At 58.5% G+C, this 14,920-nt stretch carries 11 protein-coding genes; 8 read left to right on the plus strand and 3 right to left on the minus strand.

Translation table 11 applies throughout. The annotated features are described in order from the left end of the window. Positions 1-21 precede the first annotated feature (21 nt). From JIN78_RS01005 to JIN78_RS01015, 3 genes are all read right to left on the minus strand, one after another. Positions 22-996, minus strand: coding sequence for a permease (locus tag JIN78_RS01005; protein WP_200390057.1), 975 nt, complete (start codon positions 994-996; stop codon positions 22-24). A gap of 72 nt (positions 997-1,068) precedes the next feature. Continuing rightward, positions 1,069-1,824: a hypothetical protein gene (locus JIN78_RS01010; protein ID WP_200390058.1), complete on the minus strand. Its 756-nt coding sequence runs from the start codon at positions 1,822-1,824 to the stop codon at positions 1,069-1,071. A gap of 1 nt (position 1,825) precedes the next feature. Further along, positions 1,826-5,272, minus strand: coding sequence for a type IV pilus modification PilV family protein (locus JIN78_RS01015; protein WP_200390059.1), 3,447 nt, complete (start codon positions 5,270-5,272; stop codon positions 1,826-1,828). 142 nt (positions 5,273-5,414) lie between these two features. On the opposite strand from JIN78_RS01015, the gene JIN78_RS01020 reads away from it, so the two are divergent. From JIN78_RS01020 to JIN78_RS01055, 8 genes are all read left to right on the plus strand, one after another. Further along, positions 5,415-6,029, plus strand: a complete 615-nt coding sequence (locus tag JIN78_RS01020) for a sigma-70 family RNA polymerase sigma factor (RefSeq protein WP_200390060.1) — start codon at positions 5,415-5,417, stop codon at positions 6,027-6,029. 14 nt (positions 6,030-6,043) lie between these two features. Beyond that, positions 6,044-7,702 carry a LamG-like jellyroll fold domain-containing protein gene (locus JIN78_RS01025; protein WP_200390061.1) on the plus strand — a complete coding sequence of 553 codons (1,659 nt, stop codon included), beginning with the start codon at positions 6,044-6,046 and terminating at the stop codon, positions 7,700-7,702. A 128-nt stretch (positions 7,703-7,830) separates the two neighbouring features. Beyond that, positions 7,831-9,969 (plus strand): thrombospondin type 3 repeat-containing protein, encoded by a 2,139-nt coding sequence (locus JIN78_RS01030; RefSeq protein ID WP_200390062.1) that lies wholly within the window; start codon positions 7,831-7,833, stop codon positions 9,967-9,969. Positions 9,970-10,106: 137 nt separating this feature from the next. Then, positions 10,107-11,018 carry a 2-dehydropantoate 2-reductase gene (locus JIN78_RS01035; RefSeq protein WP_200390063.1) on the plus strand — a complete coding sequence of 304 codons (912 nt, stop codon included), beginning with the start codon at positions 10,107-10,109 and terminating at the stop codon, positions 11,016-11,018. Between the two features lie 62 nt (positions 11,019-11,080). Continuing rightward, entirely contained in the window at positions 11,081-12,061 is a 981-nt protein-coding gene (locus JIN78_RS01040) for a calcium/sodium antiporter (RefSeq protein ID WP_200390064.1), read from the plus strand. Positions 12,062-12,100: 39 nt separating this feature from the next. Next, a complete protein-coding gene (locus JIN78_RS01045; protein WP_200390065.1) occupies positions 12,101-12,514 on the plus strand; it encodes a hypothetical protein in 414 nt (137 codons plus the stop codon). A gap of 188 nt (positions 12,515-12,702) precedes the next feature. Then, positions 12,703-13,248, plus strand: coding sequence for a sigma-70 family RNA polymerase sigma factor (locus tag JIN78_RS01050; RefSeq protein WP_200390066.1), 546 nt, complete (start codon positions 12,703-12,705; stop codon positions 13,246-13,248). Continuing rightward, on the plus strand, positions 13,245-14,909 hold the full coding sequence (locus JIN78_RS01055) for a LamG-like jellyroll fold domain-containing protein (protein WP_200390067.1): 1,665 nt from the start codon (positions 13,245-13,247) through the stop codon (positions 14,907-14,909). The genes JIN78_RS01050 and JIN78_RS01055 overlap by 4 nt, the downstream gene beginning before the upstream one ends. Positions 14,910-14,920 lie beyond the last annotated feature (11 nt).

The following is a 14,920-nucleotide window of genomic DNA, read 5'->3' on the forward strand; positions in this document are numbered from 1 at the left end:
TTCAGAAGGGGCGCGGTGGGGTCAAGGCATCAACAGGTCGGGCTCGAAGAGGGCGCTCCATCCCACGGCGGCGAGACCCACGAAGAGAAAGAGGGCGAGGGCCAGCCAAAGGATAAAGCGGGGCTTCATGATGGTGGAGTAGAGAAAGAGCAGTTTGACATCCATCATGGGGCCGAAGACGAGGAAGCCCAGTCGCGCGGCGGTGCGGGGAGCGTCGGCCGCGAGGGTGGCCGCGATGAAGGCGTCGGAGGTGCTGCAGAGACTGAGAAGAAAGGCGAGGACCATGAAGGCGGCGGTTTGACCGAAGGGTGAGCCTTCCATGGATTCCAGCCACTCGGCTCCGGGGGCGATGCCGACGTTGAAGAGCGCGGTGATGATGACCCCGATGGTGAAGTAGACTCCCACGTCGGTAAAGTCCTTGAGCGCGGCTCGCATGGCGAGAACCACGCGATTCTGCCCACCTTCATGGTGATGGTGGTCGTGTTCGTGGTGATGATGGTGCCCGGAAGAAGCTTCGTTTTGGGCCAGGACGCGGGATTTCAGGATGCTTTGCAGGGGAAGGCGGAGGACTGCCAATCCCACCAAAATGGCTGCGAGGTAGCCGAGGAAAACCCGCGAGAAAGTGAAAAATTCGCTGCGCTGGGGCCAAAGTTCGAGGTCGGGGAAGGCGTTCCAGGTGGAGAGAATGGTGATGGGATTGACGATGGGCGCGGCCAGCATGTAGGCAAAGGCGCAGCTGACCGGCAGTCCTTTGGCGACCAGGCGGCGGATGACGGGCACAACAGCGCACTCGCAGACCGGAAGGAGAAGCCCCAGCAAACCGGAGACAAAAATGGCGGCGAATTTGTTTTTGGGCAGCAATTTTTCCATCGCTCCGGCGGGGAGGTAGACCCCGAGAAAGCCGGAGAGGAGGGTTCCGAGCAGAATGAAAGGAGCCCCTTCAAAGAGGATGGATTTGAAGGCAATGGCAAAGTTGGCGAAATCGTCAGGCGACACGCGGAAAAGAAATCAGAAGGACAAGGGGGGAGGCCAGCCAAATCCCCACCCCCCGCGATGGTGGCGGCCCGCCTAATTTTCAAAAGTGGCCGGTTCGTTGTATTCCTTCTGTCTTTCCAGGTCGTAGCCTTCGCGGGGTTGATGCAAGGCCAGGTTGCGAAAGCCGAGGGAGGAGCCGTTTTTGACGATTAACAAAAGCTTTTGGCTCCGGGGTTCGGGTTTGATGAGGTGGGACTTGGCGGGCTTCCAGCGCTCGCCTTCCTTGCGGGCAAGAATGAAGCGCAGAGCGTCGGCAGAGCGGTTGTTGGCTTTGTAAACCATGCGTTCGCCATTGCGGATGATGCGCCGTTGCCCTTCACAGCGGAAAGCCAGGTCTTCATTGGCGATATTGAGAAAACAATGGGCGTCCTCCGGGATTTCCTCGGCGGAAATGTTGTAGGCTCTCATCTGCAGCGATTGTTTGCCGGTGGGTGCGACGAAGAGCAATTGGTTGCTCGCGGCATCAGTGAGCTGAGCTGAGGCGAGAGGAAGGTAGGCGGGCTCTTCCCCCGTGCTCTTGGGATCGAGGCGGAAGAGATTCACCGCAGTGGCCTCCGCCGCGAGGGGGATCTGGTAGGAGATGGTGTTGGGATAGAGTTCGATCTTTTCCATCGCTTGCGCGCCCTGCACGTAGAACTCGATCTTGGCGCGACTGCTGGCCTTGGCATCCTGACTGAGCGCCTCGGGGGCGGTGTAGAAAAAGATCGCTGAGCGCTCGGACTGGGCCGGGAGCAGGCTGAGGAGGAGAAGTTGAAACAGGGTGGTGAAAGAGAGGTATGGGTTTTTCATCTTAAATTTCGTTTTCATTGAGCCAGCGGAAACTGACGAGGGCAAAGCGGCGACCAAATTTTCGATTGGTAACAGACAAGGTATCCGGATCGTCGTGGGAGGGCAAATTACTCTCATCCACATACTCGATTTCCCGCTGCACCACGGCTTCGCAGTAGGCTTTGGCGCGCACGGTGCCATCGGCCGCTCGGGAATCACCGTAGGCGCGGATTTTGAAGGTGTCGCCGCGGGCGGTGAGCACGGAGCCGATGCGCGCGAGGATGTCCGACTGCATGAGATAGCCGGGGATGCCGGTGCTGAGCTTGCGGTTGGCGATGGCTTCCATGGCCCCTTCCGAAACGAGGGTGTGGTTGTTGAGGATGAAGCCGGCGTTGGTGTCGTCGAAGGCGTCATTGATCGGGAATCCCGAGTTGTCGTCGTGATCGAGCGCTTGCTGTATCACGCCGTAGCTGCCGAACTCGTGATTGCCCTGTCCTTCGCCTTCCAGGGAACGGTTGATGAATTCCGCAAGGGAGAGAGCGGGGCGGCCACGGCTGGAGGACCGCTCGGCGCTGAAGCGAACGATCTGATTGGCCAGGGTCTCGATTTGCTCATCGGTCAACGCCCGGTAGCCTTCGTAAGCGGCTGGATCATCGGTGGTGGGGGACTCTGCCATGGGAGGGCCGAGAGGATCGTCAAACCGAATCATGGGGTCGGTGCCACTGTTTTTCTGTCCCGCCACTTCCTGATCGCGGAAGGCGGCGAGAATGGCTTTCCAGGCATTGGGGGAAGCGGAATTGACATTGAAACCGCCCTCGATAGCCATGTGCGCGGCAATGGTTTGGGGTTCGATGGGGTCCCGGCCATTGTTTTCGAAGTGCAAGCGGTGGTTCTCGGGCTCTTCTCGCTGGGGCCCCTTGTCGTAGGTGGAGAAGAAGTAGCGGTCCCAGAGGTGCTTGTTCAGCACATAGGAGTAGTCGTAGGTATAGCCCGTGTCTTGCGGGCCTGCGGCATGATTGGGGCCGTGGTCATAGGCCTCCCGGTCCAAAGGCACGATGGTGGGTGAGTAGGAGTTGCCAATGGGGAAAGTGGGGTAAAAGGCGTTGGGAGTGATGTTCTGACCCCACTCGTTGAGAGTATTGGTGATGTGAAAGAGGTTGGCCTGGGCCAGTTCTCCGATGGAGCGGAAAACCTTTTCCTCCTTGGGATACTCAAAGAGAGAATATTTGGAAACTCCGAGCCCGAAGTCGATGGTGTTGCCGAGATTCACTCCCGTGGAGCCGGAGGGAATCCAGGATTGCAGGGGAAAGCCAAGACCGTTGTTGACCGCTCCCGCGATATAAATCGGAGAAGAGGAGAAGGGGCGGGCCACATTCTGTCCATTGTCGCCATTGACCGCCATTCGGTTGAAGAAGGGGCTGCGCACATTGCCCGCACTGAGGATGTCCATTTGGAAGGACTTGCCCCCTTCGTTGCGCCAATTGACGAAGCTCTGCGGATTGGCCACCTGTTCGCTCTGGGGGAAGGGGATGAAATATTGGAAGCCCAGGAGTAACTCGTGCTTGGACTGATGGTAGTCGGGATTGGTGAGGTCGTTGACCGGAGGGTTGATTTCGCCATAGCTCAAGCGGGCATTGGGATTGCCCAGACCCGGAAGATCGGAGCGGCCCATGAGAAAAAGGTCGATCTTGAAATTTTCGTTGATGAGGTTGGCCCAGGAGCCTCCGTGATTGACGGAGACCAGTTTGGTTTCGACATCGAAATCGGGAGACTCGTTGAGAGAGCTGTGGGCGTTCCAGAAGTTGTCGGTGAAGCCGACGAGGGCGGTGGAGAGGCTGCGGATGTCCCAGGAGGCATCGGGTTTTTCGTAGTAGAATCCTCCCACGGTCAAGAGGTCGGAGACCTCGGTGAGGCGGTTGTTCTGCGGATCATCGCTGTAGCGGCGGTAGCCCTCCGCGCCGAAGCGTTTGGTGCTTCCCGCCGGGATGATGCCGGGATTGAGGGAATACTTCACCACCGGCGCGCCCTCGTTCTGGGAGGGCTGTCGCCCGGCATTGGGAAAAATCTCGATGGATTTGCTGCCATTGGACAAGTAGGCGCGGATGCCGCGGAAGGTGTGTTGGTAGAATATCTCGCCGATGGCCATGTCAACATCGTAGGGATTCCAGAGGACCAGCGAGGGGCAAAAGTAGGCGTAGAAGGTGGCTCCGCCATTGTAGCTGCGGGCGTCGTCAATCGAAATGGTCTCCACCGGAGTCCCGTTGGCGTGGGGAACGGCGAAAACCTTGAAGGTCCACTGCATGAGCGCAATGACGGGAGCTACGCCGGCATCGTCGTTGCTGGGGGGCTGGGCATTGACCACCGCGTTGCGGCTCGCGACCCGCTGGTTGAGGAAGTTGCGGAGCTGTTCCCAGCGGGGGCCACCGGGATCGCCCGACTGTTCCGAGGAAGGGAAAATGAGCTCGTTGTGGGGAGCGGCCGCGAGAAATTTTCCAAAATTGGTTTCTGAGCTTTCGAGGCCCAGGGTGAGGTCGGTCTTTAGCCCGCCCTCTGCCACGTCCACCAACAGGCTGCGGCTGAAGGCGGTGAGGTCGTTCTCGAGGTGGACCTCGGGGCGCCGGGCGGTCGTGCTGTTGGCACCGAGAGTGGCGAGAGAGGCGTAAGCCTTGGCCTTGTCGTCATCGAACCAGCTCAGGTCTCGCAGGGGTTGCCCTCCTTCCAGAGCGCTGAGCTGGGGATTGACCGCGCTGGCGTAGAGCGCCCGCACCTGTTCCTCGGCCTCGGAGGGGAGGTTGATGGCGGCTTTCAGGTTTTCATCGGAGACCGCATAGCCGAAGGCGCCCGTGATCTCGTTTTCCGCCGATTGGATTCTCTCCAGTGCTACGGTGAGGGCCTGATGTTCAGACACGCCACCCGCACCACTTCCATTGGCCACCGATTGGGCGGTGGACCCGGGCCGGGCGGGGGAGAAGAGAGCGACTTCGCGGGGACCGTCCCCGCTGCCCACGGTTGAAAAGCTTGCCGGAGCCTGGTCGGGAGTGGGGCCCGCGCGGCCAGCGGTGCGGCCACTGACCAACCACACCGGCTGCCCATTGCCCAGTTCGGGAGCTCCTGCGAGGTGGTCGTCATTACTGGACCACACCCCGGTCCAGCGCAGGGCGTTGGCATTCATTTGGGTCGCTCCGCCCGCGTTGAGTAGCTCGGCTTTGGCGGTCACCCGGGTGTCCGGCCCCGCGTATTTCTGCAGCTGCCCGATGGCAACTTGGAGTGCCAGCCGCGCGTTGGCCCGGGCTTCGAATTCCATTTGCTGGCTCCGCGTGGAGCGCAGTTGATTGGAAGAAAGCCCCAGTAGTCCCACGCTGAGCATGGACAACAGAATGAGCAGGGTGACCGTGACGATGAGGGAAAAGCCCGCCTTTTCAAAGCATCGGGGCTTTGAAGGAGCGTAAACAGGGTTTGAGGGTTTCATAGAGATGGGTTTTGGGGATGATGCGCCCATCTTTCACTTTTGTGCAAAAAAGAGCCTCGAAACGAGAGGTTTGCGGAATCCGGAGAAGAAAGTTGTGGAAAGTGTTAAAAAGTGTCCAAATTCCTGCACAATTGGCCGTGAGATGACATTACCCGTGCAGCTCTTCCGCCTCCCGAGCGCGCGCACCATGTCCACACCCATGCCCAATCACGACGATTCCAGCCCAACCGACACCAGTCGGGGTGAACTCTTTTCGCAGCTGCTGGTCGGCAATCGCCACCGCATCTACGGCTTCATCTACAGTCTCCTCCACGACCACCAGCAATCGGAAGATCTGATGCAGGAGGTGTCGACCATTCTCTGGCGCAAGTTCGACCAGTTCGAGGAAGGCACCGACTTCGCGGCTTGGGCCATGAGTGTGGCCCGCTTTTGTGCCCTCAACTGGCGGCGCAAACAGGCCCGTGTGCCCTTGGCCCTGGAGGAAGACGACCTGATGAGATTGGCGGATGACGCCGCGGCTTTGGGATGTTCTCTTGATGATCGGCGGGATGACCTCGAAGTCTGCTTGGGTCGCTTGCCCAACCGCTGTCGGCAAGCGGTGTGGTTTCGTTATCAGGAAGATTTACCGGTCAAGGATATTGCTAAAAAGCAACGAGTTAGCATTCGTTCCATCTATCTTCTCCTCGAGAAGGCCCATGGAATGCTGCTCGATTGCATGAATCGTCGTCAGACGGAGTCGGCGCAAGCCAATCAATAAGGAGGAATTTTTCCATGAAATACGAATCTGTCATTCCCAAAAAAGAAATCGACCACTTGGCCGAAGCTTTGCGGAATCAAACTCTGACTGACGAGGAGGCTGATCGTCTGCGCACAATCATCCGCAAGCACCCCCGCGCCCGTCGGCGTCTCGTGGAGCATCTCTATCTGAGCGGGATTCTTCGCGATGAGCGCTACCGCTGGGAGCATGTCGGTCTGGAAGAAAAGATTGTTCCCATCCGTGAGGAGGTGGAAAAATTCCGTCCCCGCCAGTCCTGGGTGCCGGCCTTGGCGGCCTGTTTTGTGGGAGCACTCGGTCTTCTTTTCTACGTGATCTTTTCTAAGCAGGAGGTCGCCCCAACCATCGTGCGGCAAGGACCTCCGGCTGCCAGTCGCGACAATATCGCAGTCGTTTCCCGCCTCAGCCAGGTGCGTTGGGCGGAGGGAAGCGAGCAGCGGGCGCAAAAGCGGGGGCAGGCCCTCACTGCCGGGGTGGTGGAACTCGAGTCCGGCCTCCTCCAAATCGATTTTTACTCGGGAGCCACCGTCACTCTGGAAGGCCCCGCCCGCCTGGAGTTGGTCAATGCCGAGCTGGCTCGCCTGGAGCACGGCAATCTCTGGGCCAATGTGCCTCCGCCGGCCCAAGGATTCCGGGTCGAGAGTCGCTCCTTTGACGTTCTTGATTTGGGCACGGAATTCGGCATGTCCGTCACTCCCCAGGGAGATGGCGAGGTCCATGTTCTCGACGGCGAAGTGGAAGTTTATCAGCCCGGGCAAAAGGTGAAGGGCGAGGAAAAATTGCTCACCACCGGGCAGGCTCTGCGGGTGGGTGCGGATGGCCGGAGGGAGGCCATGGCTTCGGCGCCCAAGCGCTTCCAGGGCACCCGACGGCTGGATGAAGAAGCGGATCGGCGCCGCAAGATGTGGACCTCTTATCGCGACGGACTCAAGCAAGACCCTGATGTCGTGCTCTATTACGATTTCGAAGAAAACAGCCGCTGGGCCCGCCGACTACCCAACGTGGCCAAGAAGGCCGAAGCGAATACCGATGGGGCGATCGTGGGGAGCGAATGGGGGGAAGGTCGCTGGTTTGGCAAGCAAGCCTTGCAATACCGCAATCCCTCCGACCGCGTGCGCCTGCACTTGGATGGCCGCTTTTCCTCCCTGACCCTTGTGGCTTGGGTGCGGGTCGACTCACTGAAGAATTCCGAGATTTCCCTTCTCCATCCCGAGACTCGCCAGGATCGTTTCATCCACTGGACACTGGTCAACGTGAATGACCAAGGTGAGAAGATGCACGCTCACTTCGCCGAATCCATCAAGACCGGGGGAACCAACGAGGGGCGGAATCACTACCACTTTGCCACCGATCTGCTGCGACCAGCCGGGAGCTCGCTGGGAGAGTGGATGCAGCTCGCGCTGGTCTACAATCCGGCGGGCAATATCGTGAAACAATTCCAGAACGGGCAATTGGTGGGAGCTCTTCCTCTCAAGGAAAAGCGGGTGCTGGAAATTGGCACAGCCGATTTGGGCAACTGGCCCTACAAGGAATGGGCGAAGGACACGCCCTTTGAGGTGCGGAACCTCAATGGTGCCATTGATGAATTCATCGTCATTCGGCGGGCCTGGACCGAGGAAGAAGTGCTCAGCCACTATCAAGTCGGCAAGCCCTGAGCCCGGCTTGTCGCGATTCTTTTTTTCATTTTTTTGCAAGGATTTCAAGGGAGGAACATCTCCACTCATGGCACTCTCGGCCTCAACGGGTCATCGCGGAAAGGGGTGCCGGAGCATTAAAGAAATCCATGAAATTGACATCAAATTTGTGGCGACTCTCGTCGCTGGCGGCCTTTGCAGTGAGTTTTTCCAGTTGGGCTTCGGCCCAGATTGTGAGCGATGATTTTGAATCCTATGCCGATGGCTCGACGATTCCCAATCAGACTTTTAATCCCGATTTTGAGGAAGACGGAGAGACTCCCCATCCGAAAGCCTATCTGAAGAACCTCATCACCGCGGCCACCGGAGTCGGCTTGGACGCTTCGCAAGGCGCGAGCATCGATACCCAGACCGTGGAGGGAAATTACCGGGTCGCTTGGAACGAAGGGGTGGCGGGATCCTTTTACCAGTTCAAGGCCAGCTTCCAGATGACCATCAACCACTTGGTTCCGGAGGCTAACAATCACACCGTGGCCAGTGTCGGTTTCAGCAATAAACCCGAGTGGTGGAATGGCTCGAATATCACCGTCAACCTCGTGCGCCGGAATAGCGGCTTGAATTTCGCGCTTAGTGGCATCGGGAAAGACACCACGGAACAAGAGCCGTGGCAGGTGGTCGGCTGGGAGCCCCACACCAAATTAGGCCTTCCTGCTGAATTGCCCGCAGAGGGAGAGACGGCCACCAGTGACTGGTTCACCATGGTTTTGACTCTTCATGATACTGGCAATGAGGATGCCGGACGCACTTTGTGGAATGTCATTGCGGAGATATTGGATGAAACGGGTGCGGTCGTGCTCTCGCACACCGTCAACGATCGCCTGTTTACGGAGGTCAATAACGTGCCTCAGAACGGCGAGAATGATCTTTTTTCTCCTGGCGACCCGCTCTATCCGGTCGTGGTCGTGCCGTGGGTCGACCCGGACGGAGGAACCGGTCCCATCAGCGGCAATGGCTACCAAACTTTGGTGGGAGGGGGTCTCTCGGCATTGGTTTTCGACAACCTACAGGCCGGGGGAGCGAGCGAGGACAGCGAAGATCCCGATGGCGATGGCTTTTCCAATGCCTTGGAGCTCGCCAATGGCAGCGACCCTTTTGATGCCGCCAGCGACCCGGCCTCCCTCTTTTCCATTGGTTTCACCGCAGACGAGGGCTACGTGGACTCCACGATCACGATAGTTGATAGTGGCGGCACGCCCGAAGATCCCAGCGATGACTTTCCCCAGGCAAGTGCCGATGGCTTGGGCACCCAACAGGCGTGGCTCGGACAAAATATCATCGTGCAGGATACTGCCGGGACCGGGCAGGCCTGTGCCGAGACTGGCTATCTGCGGGCGACTTGGGGCAATGGCGTGATGGGAGGAACGGGTGGCGTCGCCCAGACTGATGAGGTCATCGCCGTGGGGGACTCCTTCCAAATGGAGGTGCTGCATTCCTTCACCCTTGATGCCGCAGGGCCGAATGCGCCCCTCGGGATTTTCGGCTATCTCCCTGAGCGCACGGGTAACGATGCCCCTGCGGAAGGATTCTCAGTGAAGTATTCGGCCTTCAACCAATCAGTGAATGGCGGGGGCGTGAAATTCATCGTCGACAAGAATCAGGAAGGGGCAGAGGAGAATGCCAGCGCCCTCATCATTCCCGGTCACGAACTGGGTCTCGATCCCGCTGATGTGTTGGGAAATGGGGCTGACTTCGAGTCCGATCCCGTGCGCATCACCTACACCATTCTCGCTGAGAATGGCGATGACCTGGGCTGGGATGGCAACTTCACGGTGCAGGAGTTTTCTATCGAGAATCTGGCAACCGGGATGACCTACGACTACGATTTGGAGACCTCACCAGTGAGCTTCGCCTGGACTGGGGGTGGCTTCGCCCTGCCCAATACCGATGCCTTCCTCACCATGCAACTGGGGCGCACGAATGCGAGCAATCACACGACCGAGTGTGTCGATGCGGTCACAGTGAAGCGAGCCATCGAGCCGGATGTGGTGGTGGATCCGCCAAGCGGAGGACTGGCCATCACCGACAGCGGATTTGTCGATGAGAACACCTTTTTCATCGAGTTCAGCCCCGGTGGTCTCGGCTATAAGGTCACCACCGCCGCCGGACTGGATTTCGTCAACAGCGCCAGTGAGGTCACGACTTCTCTCGAGCCCACTGCGGAGGGAGAGAACCGATTCGAGTTCGCGGTCAGTGGGCCCACGGGCTTCTTCCGGGTCGAGGAAGAGTGATCGCAGCCGGAGCCTCTGCCTCTCATCGGGCTGGACTGCTTCCATTTGTTTATTTTGCTAAGAAAAAAACCGCCCGGGGGAAACTCTGGCCGGTTTTTTGCGTTTAGCTCGCGTTCTCTTTCCGCTTGGGTAGGGCTATGGAAATTCGTTCCGTTGCCATCGTGGGGGCTGGGGCCGTCGGGAGCTATTACGGCTGTCGCATTGCGCAAACTGGCCGGGAAGTCCGTTTTCTACTGCGATCGGACTATGAGACCGTGTGCCAGGAAGGATTTCGGATCAGCAGCTGTGAGGGCGACTTTGATTTCCCTCAGCCGCAAGTTTTTCGTTCTCCGCAAGAATTGGGGCCCGTTGACCTCGTGATTGTGGCCTGGAAGGCTACGGCCAATGGCGCAGCCCGCGAGGTGATCTCCCCGCTTCTGCATGAGGAGACCCGTATTCTCACCTTGCAAAACGGGCTCGGAAACATCGAGTTCCTGGAAGATTGCTTCGGCGTCGGGCGGGTGCTGGGCGGAATCTGTTTCGTGTGCATCAATCGCCTGGCGGCGGGAGTCATCTCCCATACGGCCGGGGGGCAAATCACCCTGGGAGAACGGGAGGCCTCGGGAGTCCTGGCTCAAGTAGCCACTCTATTCGGGCCTCACGTCAAGACCCAGGTGGTCGCGGACCTCCCCCTGGCCCAGTGGAAGAAGCTGGTGTGGAATATTCCCTTCAACGGCTTGTGCGTGCGGGAGGGCGGCATCGATACTGCCGAGCTGCTGGCGCGTCCGGGCAAGGAAGAGGAGGTGCGAGCCCTCATGGCCGAGGTGCAAGCAGCGGCGGCAGCCTTGGGGCATCACATTCGGGATGATTTTGCGGATGAACAAATCAGCAAGACCCGTGCGATGGGTGCCTACAAGCCCTCCAGCATGCTGGACTACGTAAATGGCTATCCCCTCGAGGTGGAGGCAATCTGGGGCGAGCCCCTCCGGCGGGCGCAGGCGGCGGGAGTGACCGTGCCCCGGCTGGCCAGGCTCTACCGCGACCTCTGCCAGCTTGATGGCGCATCCTGAGTCCCTCTTCTTTTGCCACCGTTTACCATTGCGACCGCGCGAAAGACTGAAAGAATCCCGCCGTGGAAATTCTCAGCAACAGTGTGTGGGTCGTTTTCGGCTTGGTTCTGCTCTATTACGGCGCGGAGTGGTTGGTTAAAGGAAGCAGTGAATTGGCCCTGCGGGTGGGAATCTCGCCCCTCGTGGTCGGATTGACGGTGGTGGCCTTTGGCACGAGCGCTCCGGAATTGCTCGTCAGCGTCAGTGCCAATATGAAGACCCCTCCGGAAGGGGATATCGCCTTGGGCAACGTCGTTGGCTCCAATATTTGTAATCTTGCCCTTGTTCTCGGCATCGCCGCGCTTATCCGGCCGTTTTCGATTCACCGGCAAGTTCTCAAGCGCGAGATGCCGATTTTGCTAGTTGCGACCGGGCTCTTCGTGGTCATGCTGATGGATGGCCGCATCAGTCGCCTCGAAGGGGGAGCCCTGGCCCTGGGGGTGGTGCTCTACACCGTGAGCAGCATCCGACGGGGAAAAAAAGGCGAGGAAATCGATATCGAATTGGACCTTAGTGAAGAGGAAATCCGCAAGCTGCGCAAAGCAGGCCCGGCGCAGATGATTAAGGACGTGGCCCTCATCATTCTTGGCCTGGTCGCTCTCGTGGCCGGGGCGGATCGACTCGTCTTCGGAGGGAGCAATATCGCGACCGTGCTCGGGGTGCCGACCGCAGTCATTGCTCTCACCCTGGTGGCCTTTGGCACCTCTTTACCCGAGATCGCCACCGTGGTGGTGGCGTCCCTCAAGGGCGAGGGAGACCTGATCACCGGGAATGCGGTCGGCTCTTGCATCTTCAATCTTCTCGCGGTCATCGGCATCACCGCTGCGGTGGCCCCTCTTTCCGCTCAATCCCTGCAATTCGCCGATCTGATCGTGATGAGCACGGTCACGGTCTTGTTGCTGCCCTTCATGTGGACCCGGGGGGCCTTGTCGCGCTTGGAAGGGACCGTTCTCGTTGGTGGTTACCTCGTTTACGTCGTTTGGCTTTTCTTGCGGCAGGGTTGACAGATGGCCTGGATCGCGCTTCGTATAGGCTCTTCGATGATGAAAAAATTCTTCTTCACAGCGCTTGTCACCTCTCTTCTATTCAGCGGGTCTTCTCTAGCGGACGATGAAACGCCATTGGCCAAAAAAATGGACGAGGCCAGCACTTCGCTGAAGCTTCTCCGCCGGGCCGGGGACGATTACGCCAAAGCCATTGCCTTGGTGCAAGAGGCCCAGGGGCACCTCCTCGAGTGCTTCCAATACGTTCCGGTCAAAGTGGAAAAAATGGCCGATGGGAAAGAGAAGCAGGAGGCCATTGCCAACTACAAGAAAATGCTCGCCCAGTCCTATCAGGCTCTCTGCGACCTCGAGATTGCCTATCTCTCCGAGGACCTCGACAAAATTGACGACGCCATGGATGTGGTCAAAGAATCCCGCGGCGATGGGCACGATGTCTTTGTTGAAGAGAACTAAAAGCATTGGTCGGTAGAAATTTTTCCAGCCCGTCGGGAAGCCTCCCGCCGGGCTTTTTCGTGCAAGGATGGACGAGACTGCCTGATTTTGGCGCGTATTTGGCCAAATCGGGCCAGCGAAGTGACATTTTTCGTCTTTTTGGTGGGCAATTCTTGTCGGAACGGCAGTGAAGAGGTGAAAAGCAAGCTATGGACGACGACCACGACAGGAATGCCTCGCCAAACAAGCCCGACCGGGATTTGTTTATTCCACTTTTCATGGCCAGCGAACGTCGCTTGCGGGCCTTTGTGCACGGATTGGTGCCCAGTCAGCAGGACGTCGACGAAGTGATGCAGGAGGTTTCCATTGTCCTCTGGAAAAAATTCGACCAATTCGAGCCTGGCACCGAGTTTATTCGCTGGGCCTATGCGGTGGCGCGCTTCGAGGTGCTCTCCTACCGGCGCAAGAAAGCCCGCGACCGGCTGTGCTTCAGCGAGAACCTTCTCGAGATTCTCGCCAATGAATACGAAGAAGAGCACGAGGTGCTGGAAGATGAGCGCGAAGCACTGGCCTATTGCCTGGAGCGCGTTCCCAAGCGGGAACGGGAAATGCTCCTCACGGCCTACAGCAAAGACCTGAGAATCAACGAAATTGCGGATGAAGCAGGAATCACCGCGACTAGCCTTTACAAACGATTGAATCGCCTACGCAAGCGCCTGTTGGATTGCGTGACCATGAGAGTAAAAACGGCATGAAAGATAAGACAACTAGTGTGAGCGGCTGGCAGCCTTCCCCCGAATTGGAAGAGCTCGTCAATGCCTGGTGCAACGGAACGATCCAAGCCGGGGAAGTTGCCGAGCTGGAGGAAATCCTCGTCGGCAGCCTGCGGGCCCGGCGTTATTATCGCCGGGTTCTCAATCTCCATGCCGGCCTGCATGCTCATTGCGAAGCCCAGGGGGAAGAAGGTTCACTCATCGATTTTCCCCTCCCCAAGAAGAAGGGTTCTTGGTTCGGGTGGGCCGGTTGGGCTGCGGCAGCGGCTTTCGCTCTCACCGCTCTCAGCTTGCAATTGAGAAGACCGGAGGTGATCACTGTTCCGGGTGATTCCGTGGCCGCCCTCCCAGCCGCCAATCAAGTGGTGGGACTGATGGTCAACCAGTCGGGGGCCAAGTTTATCGGGGGGCAGAGTGAAATGCCCATTCGCTTCTCAGCGGGGGATTACGAGCTCGAGTCTGGCATCGTTCATTTGCGCATGACCAATGGTGTCGATGTCGTGATGCGCGGGCCTGCCCGCTTTGCGTTGCACGATGCCAAGTTGATGACTCTCGATCATGGCGCATTGCGAGCTATTGTCCCTAATAGTGGCAAGGGCTTCATGGTGCGCTCGCCCGAAATCGTCTATGAGGACTTGGGAACCGAATTCGGGGTCTTTGTGGAAGACGGCAATAGTGAGATGCACGTCTTTAACGGCCAGGTCGACGTGCATCAAATCAGCTCTAATCAGAAAGTCGCCTCCGTCTACAATGGGGAATCGCTGGTGCAGAAAGGGGATGAAATCTCAGTCGGTTATGCCGCGCCCAGCGTCGACTTTCCTCTCCCCGAGGATGTTGGCTTCGGGGGATGGCAAGCCCGCCAGCCTTCCGTCATTGCCAGTGAAGGTCTTATCGGGTATTTTCCCTTTGAATATCAAACCGACTATCCGGACCGCCTGGAGAATGTGGCAACCGGGGTTCCCTCCGAGCGGCGCATCGAAGATGGCCGGGTGGTGGGAGCGCGCTGGGTCTCCGGCCGCTGGTCGGAGAAAGACGGCCTACTTTTCAATCGACAAGGGGAGCGGGTGGAGTTGGAACTGCCCGGCGAGTATGACGAGTTGACCTTTTCCGTCTGGGCAAAAGTTGATCACCTGGAGAACTCCCTGAACGCCATTTTGACCAGCACCGGTTGGAACGAGGGCGATGTTCACTGGCAGATTCTTCGTTCGCATGACCCCATTCTGGCGGTCCATCGTATCAAGGAATCCGGCTGTCGATTGGTGAAGCCTATTGAACCGGGACGTTGGCAGCACCTTGTGGCGGTCGTGAGCAAGACGGACCGGCGCACTCGCTTCTATGTCGATGGCTATCTCGCGCAAGAGAACGAGTTGCCAGCCGAAACTCTCGTTGCACCCGGCACCATGTGGCTGGGGGATTGGCGCCAGGAAGCCGCCGACCGCTTTATCCAACGGAATTTCCGCGGCATTATCGATGAGCTGGCCATTTGGGATCGCGCGCTCAGCGAAGAGGAAATTCGCGAGATCACCCGCACGGGCTCACCTTCCATTCTGCTCCTCGGCAAAGCCCCCACCGTGATTTCCTCTCCCCGCGATGCCGCTGGCTTCCCGCCACCGGACGTCAATATCAGTGTCGACGACTATTAAGCGAAAGCCGC

This window comes from Roseibacillus ishigakijimensis, assembly GCF_016595415.1.
GTDB lineage: Bacteria > Verrucomicrobiota > Verrucomicrobiia > Verrucomicrobiales > Akkermansiaceae > Roseibacillus > Roseibacillus ishigakijimensis.

Bases quoted from the DNA above. Each gene is read 5' to 3' on its own strand.
- JIN78_RS01055 (WP_200390067.1), top strand. From the start codon at position 13,245: ATGAAAGATAAGACAACTAGTGTGAGCGGCTGGCAGCCTTCCCCCGAA.
- JIN78_RS01035 (WP_200390063.1), top strand. From the start codon at position 10,107: ATGGAAATTCGTTCCGTTGCCATCGTGGGGGCTGGGGCCGTCGGGAGC.
- JIN78_RS01030 (WP_200390062.1), top strand. From the start codon at position 7,831: ATGAAATTGACATCAAATTTGTGGCGACTCTCGTCGCTGGCGGCCTTT.
- JIN78_RS01015 (WP_200390059.1), bottom strand. From the start codon at position 5,272: ATGAAACCCTCAAACCCTGTTTACGCTCCTTCAAAGCCCCGATGCTTT.
- JIN78_RS01020 (WP_200390060.1), top strand. From the start codon at position 5,415: ATGACATTACCCGTGCAGCTCTTCCGCCTCCCGAGCGCGCGCACCATG.
- JIN78_RS01045 (WP_200390065.1), top strand. From the start codon at position 12,101: ATGAAAAAATTCTTCTTCACAGCGCTTGTCACCTCTCTTCTATTCAGC.
- JIN78_RS01025 (WP_200390061.1), top strand. From the start codon at position 6,044: ATGAAATACGAATCTGTCATTCCCAAAAAAGAAATCGACCACTTGGCC.
- JIN78_RS01050 (WP_200390066.1), top strand. From the start codon at position 12,703: ATGGACGACGACCACGACAGGAATGCCTCGCCAAACAAGCCCGACCGG.
- JIN78_RS01010 (WP_200390058.1), bottom strand. From the start codon at position 1,824: ATGAAAAACCCATACCTCTCTTTCACCACCCTGTTTCAACTTCTCCTC.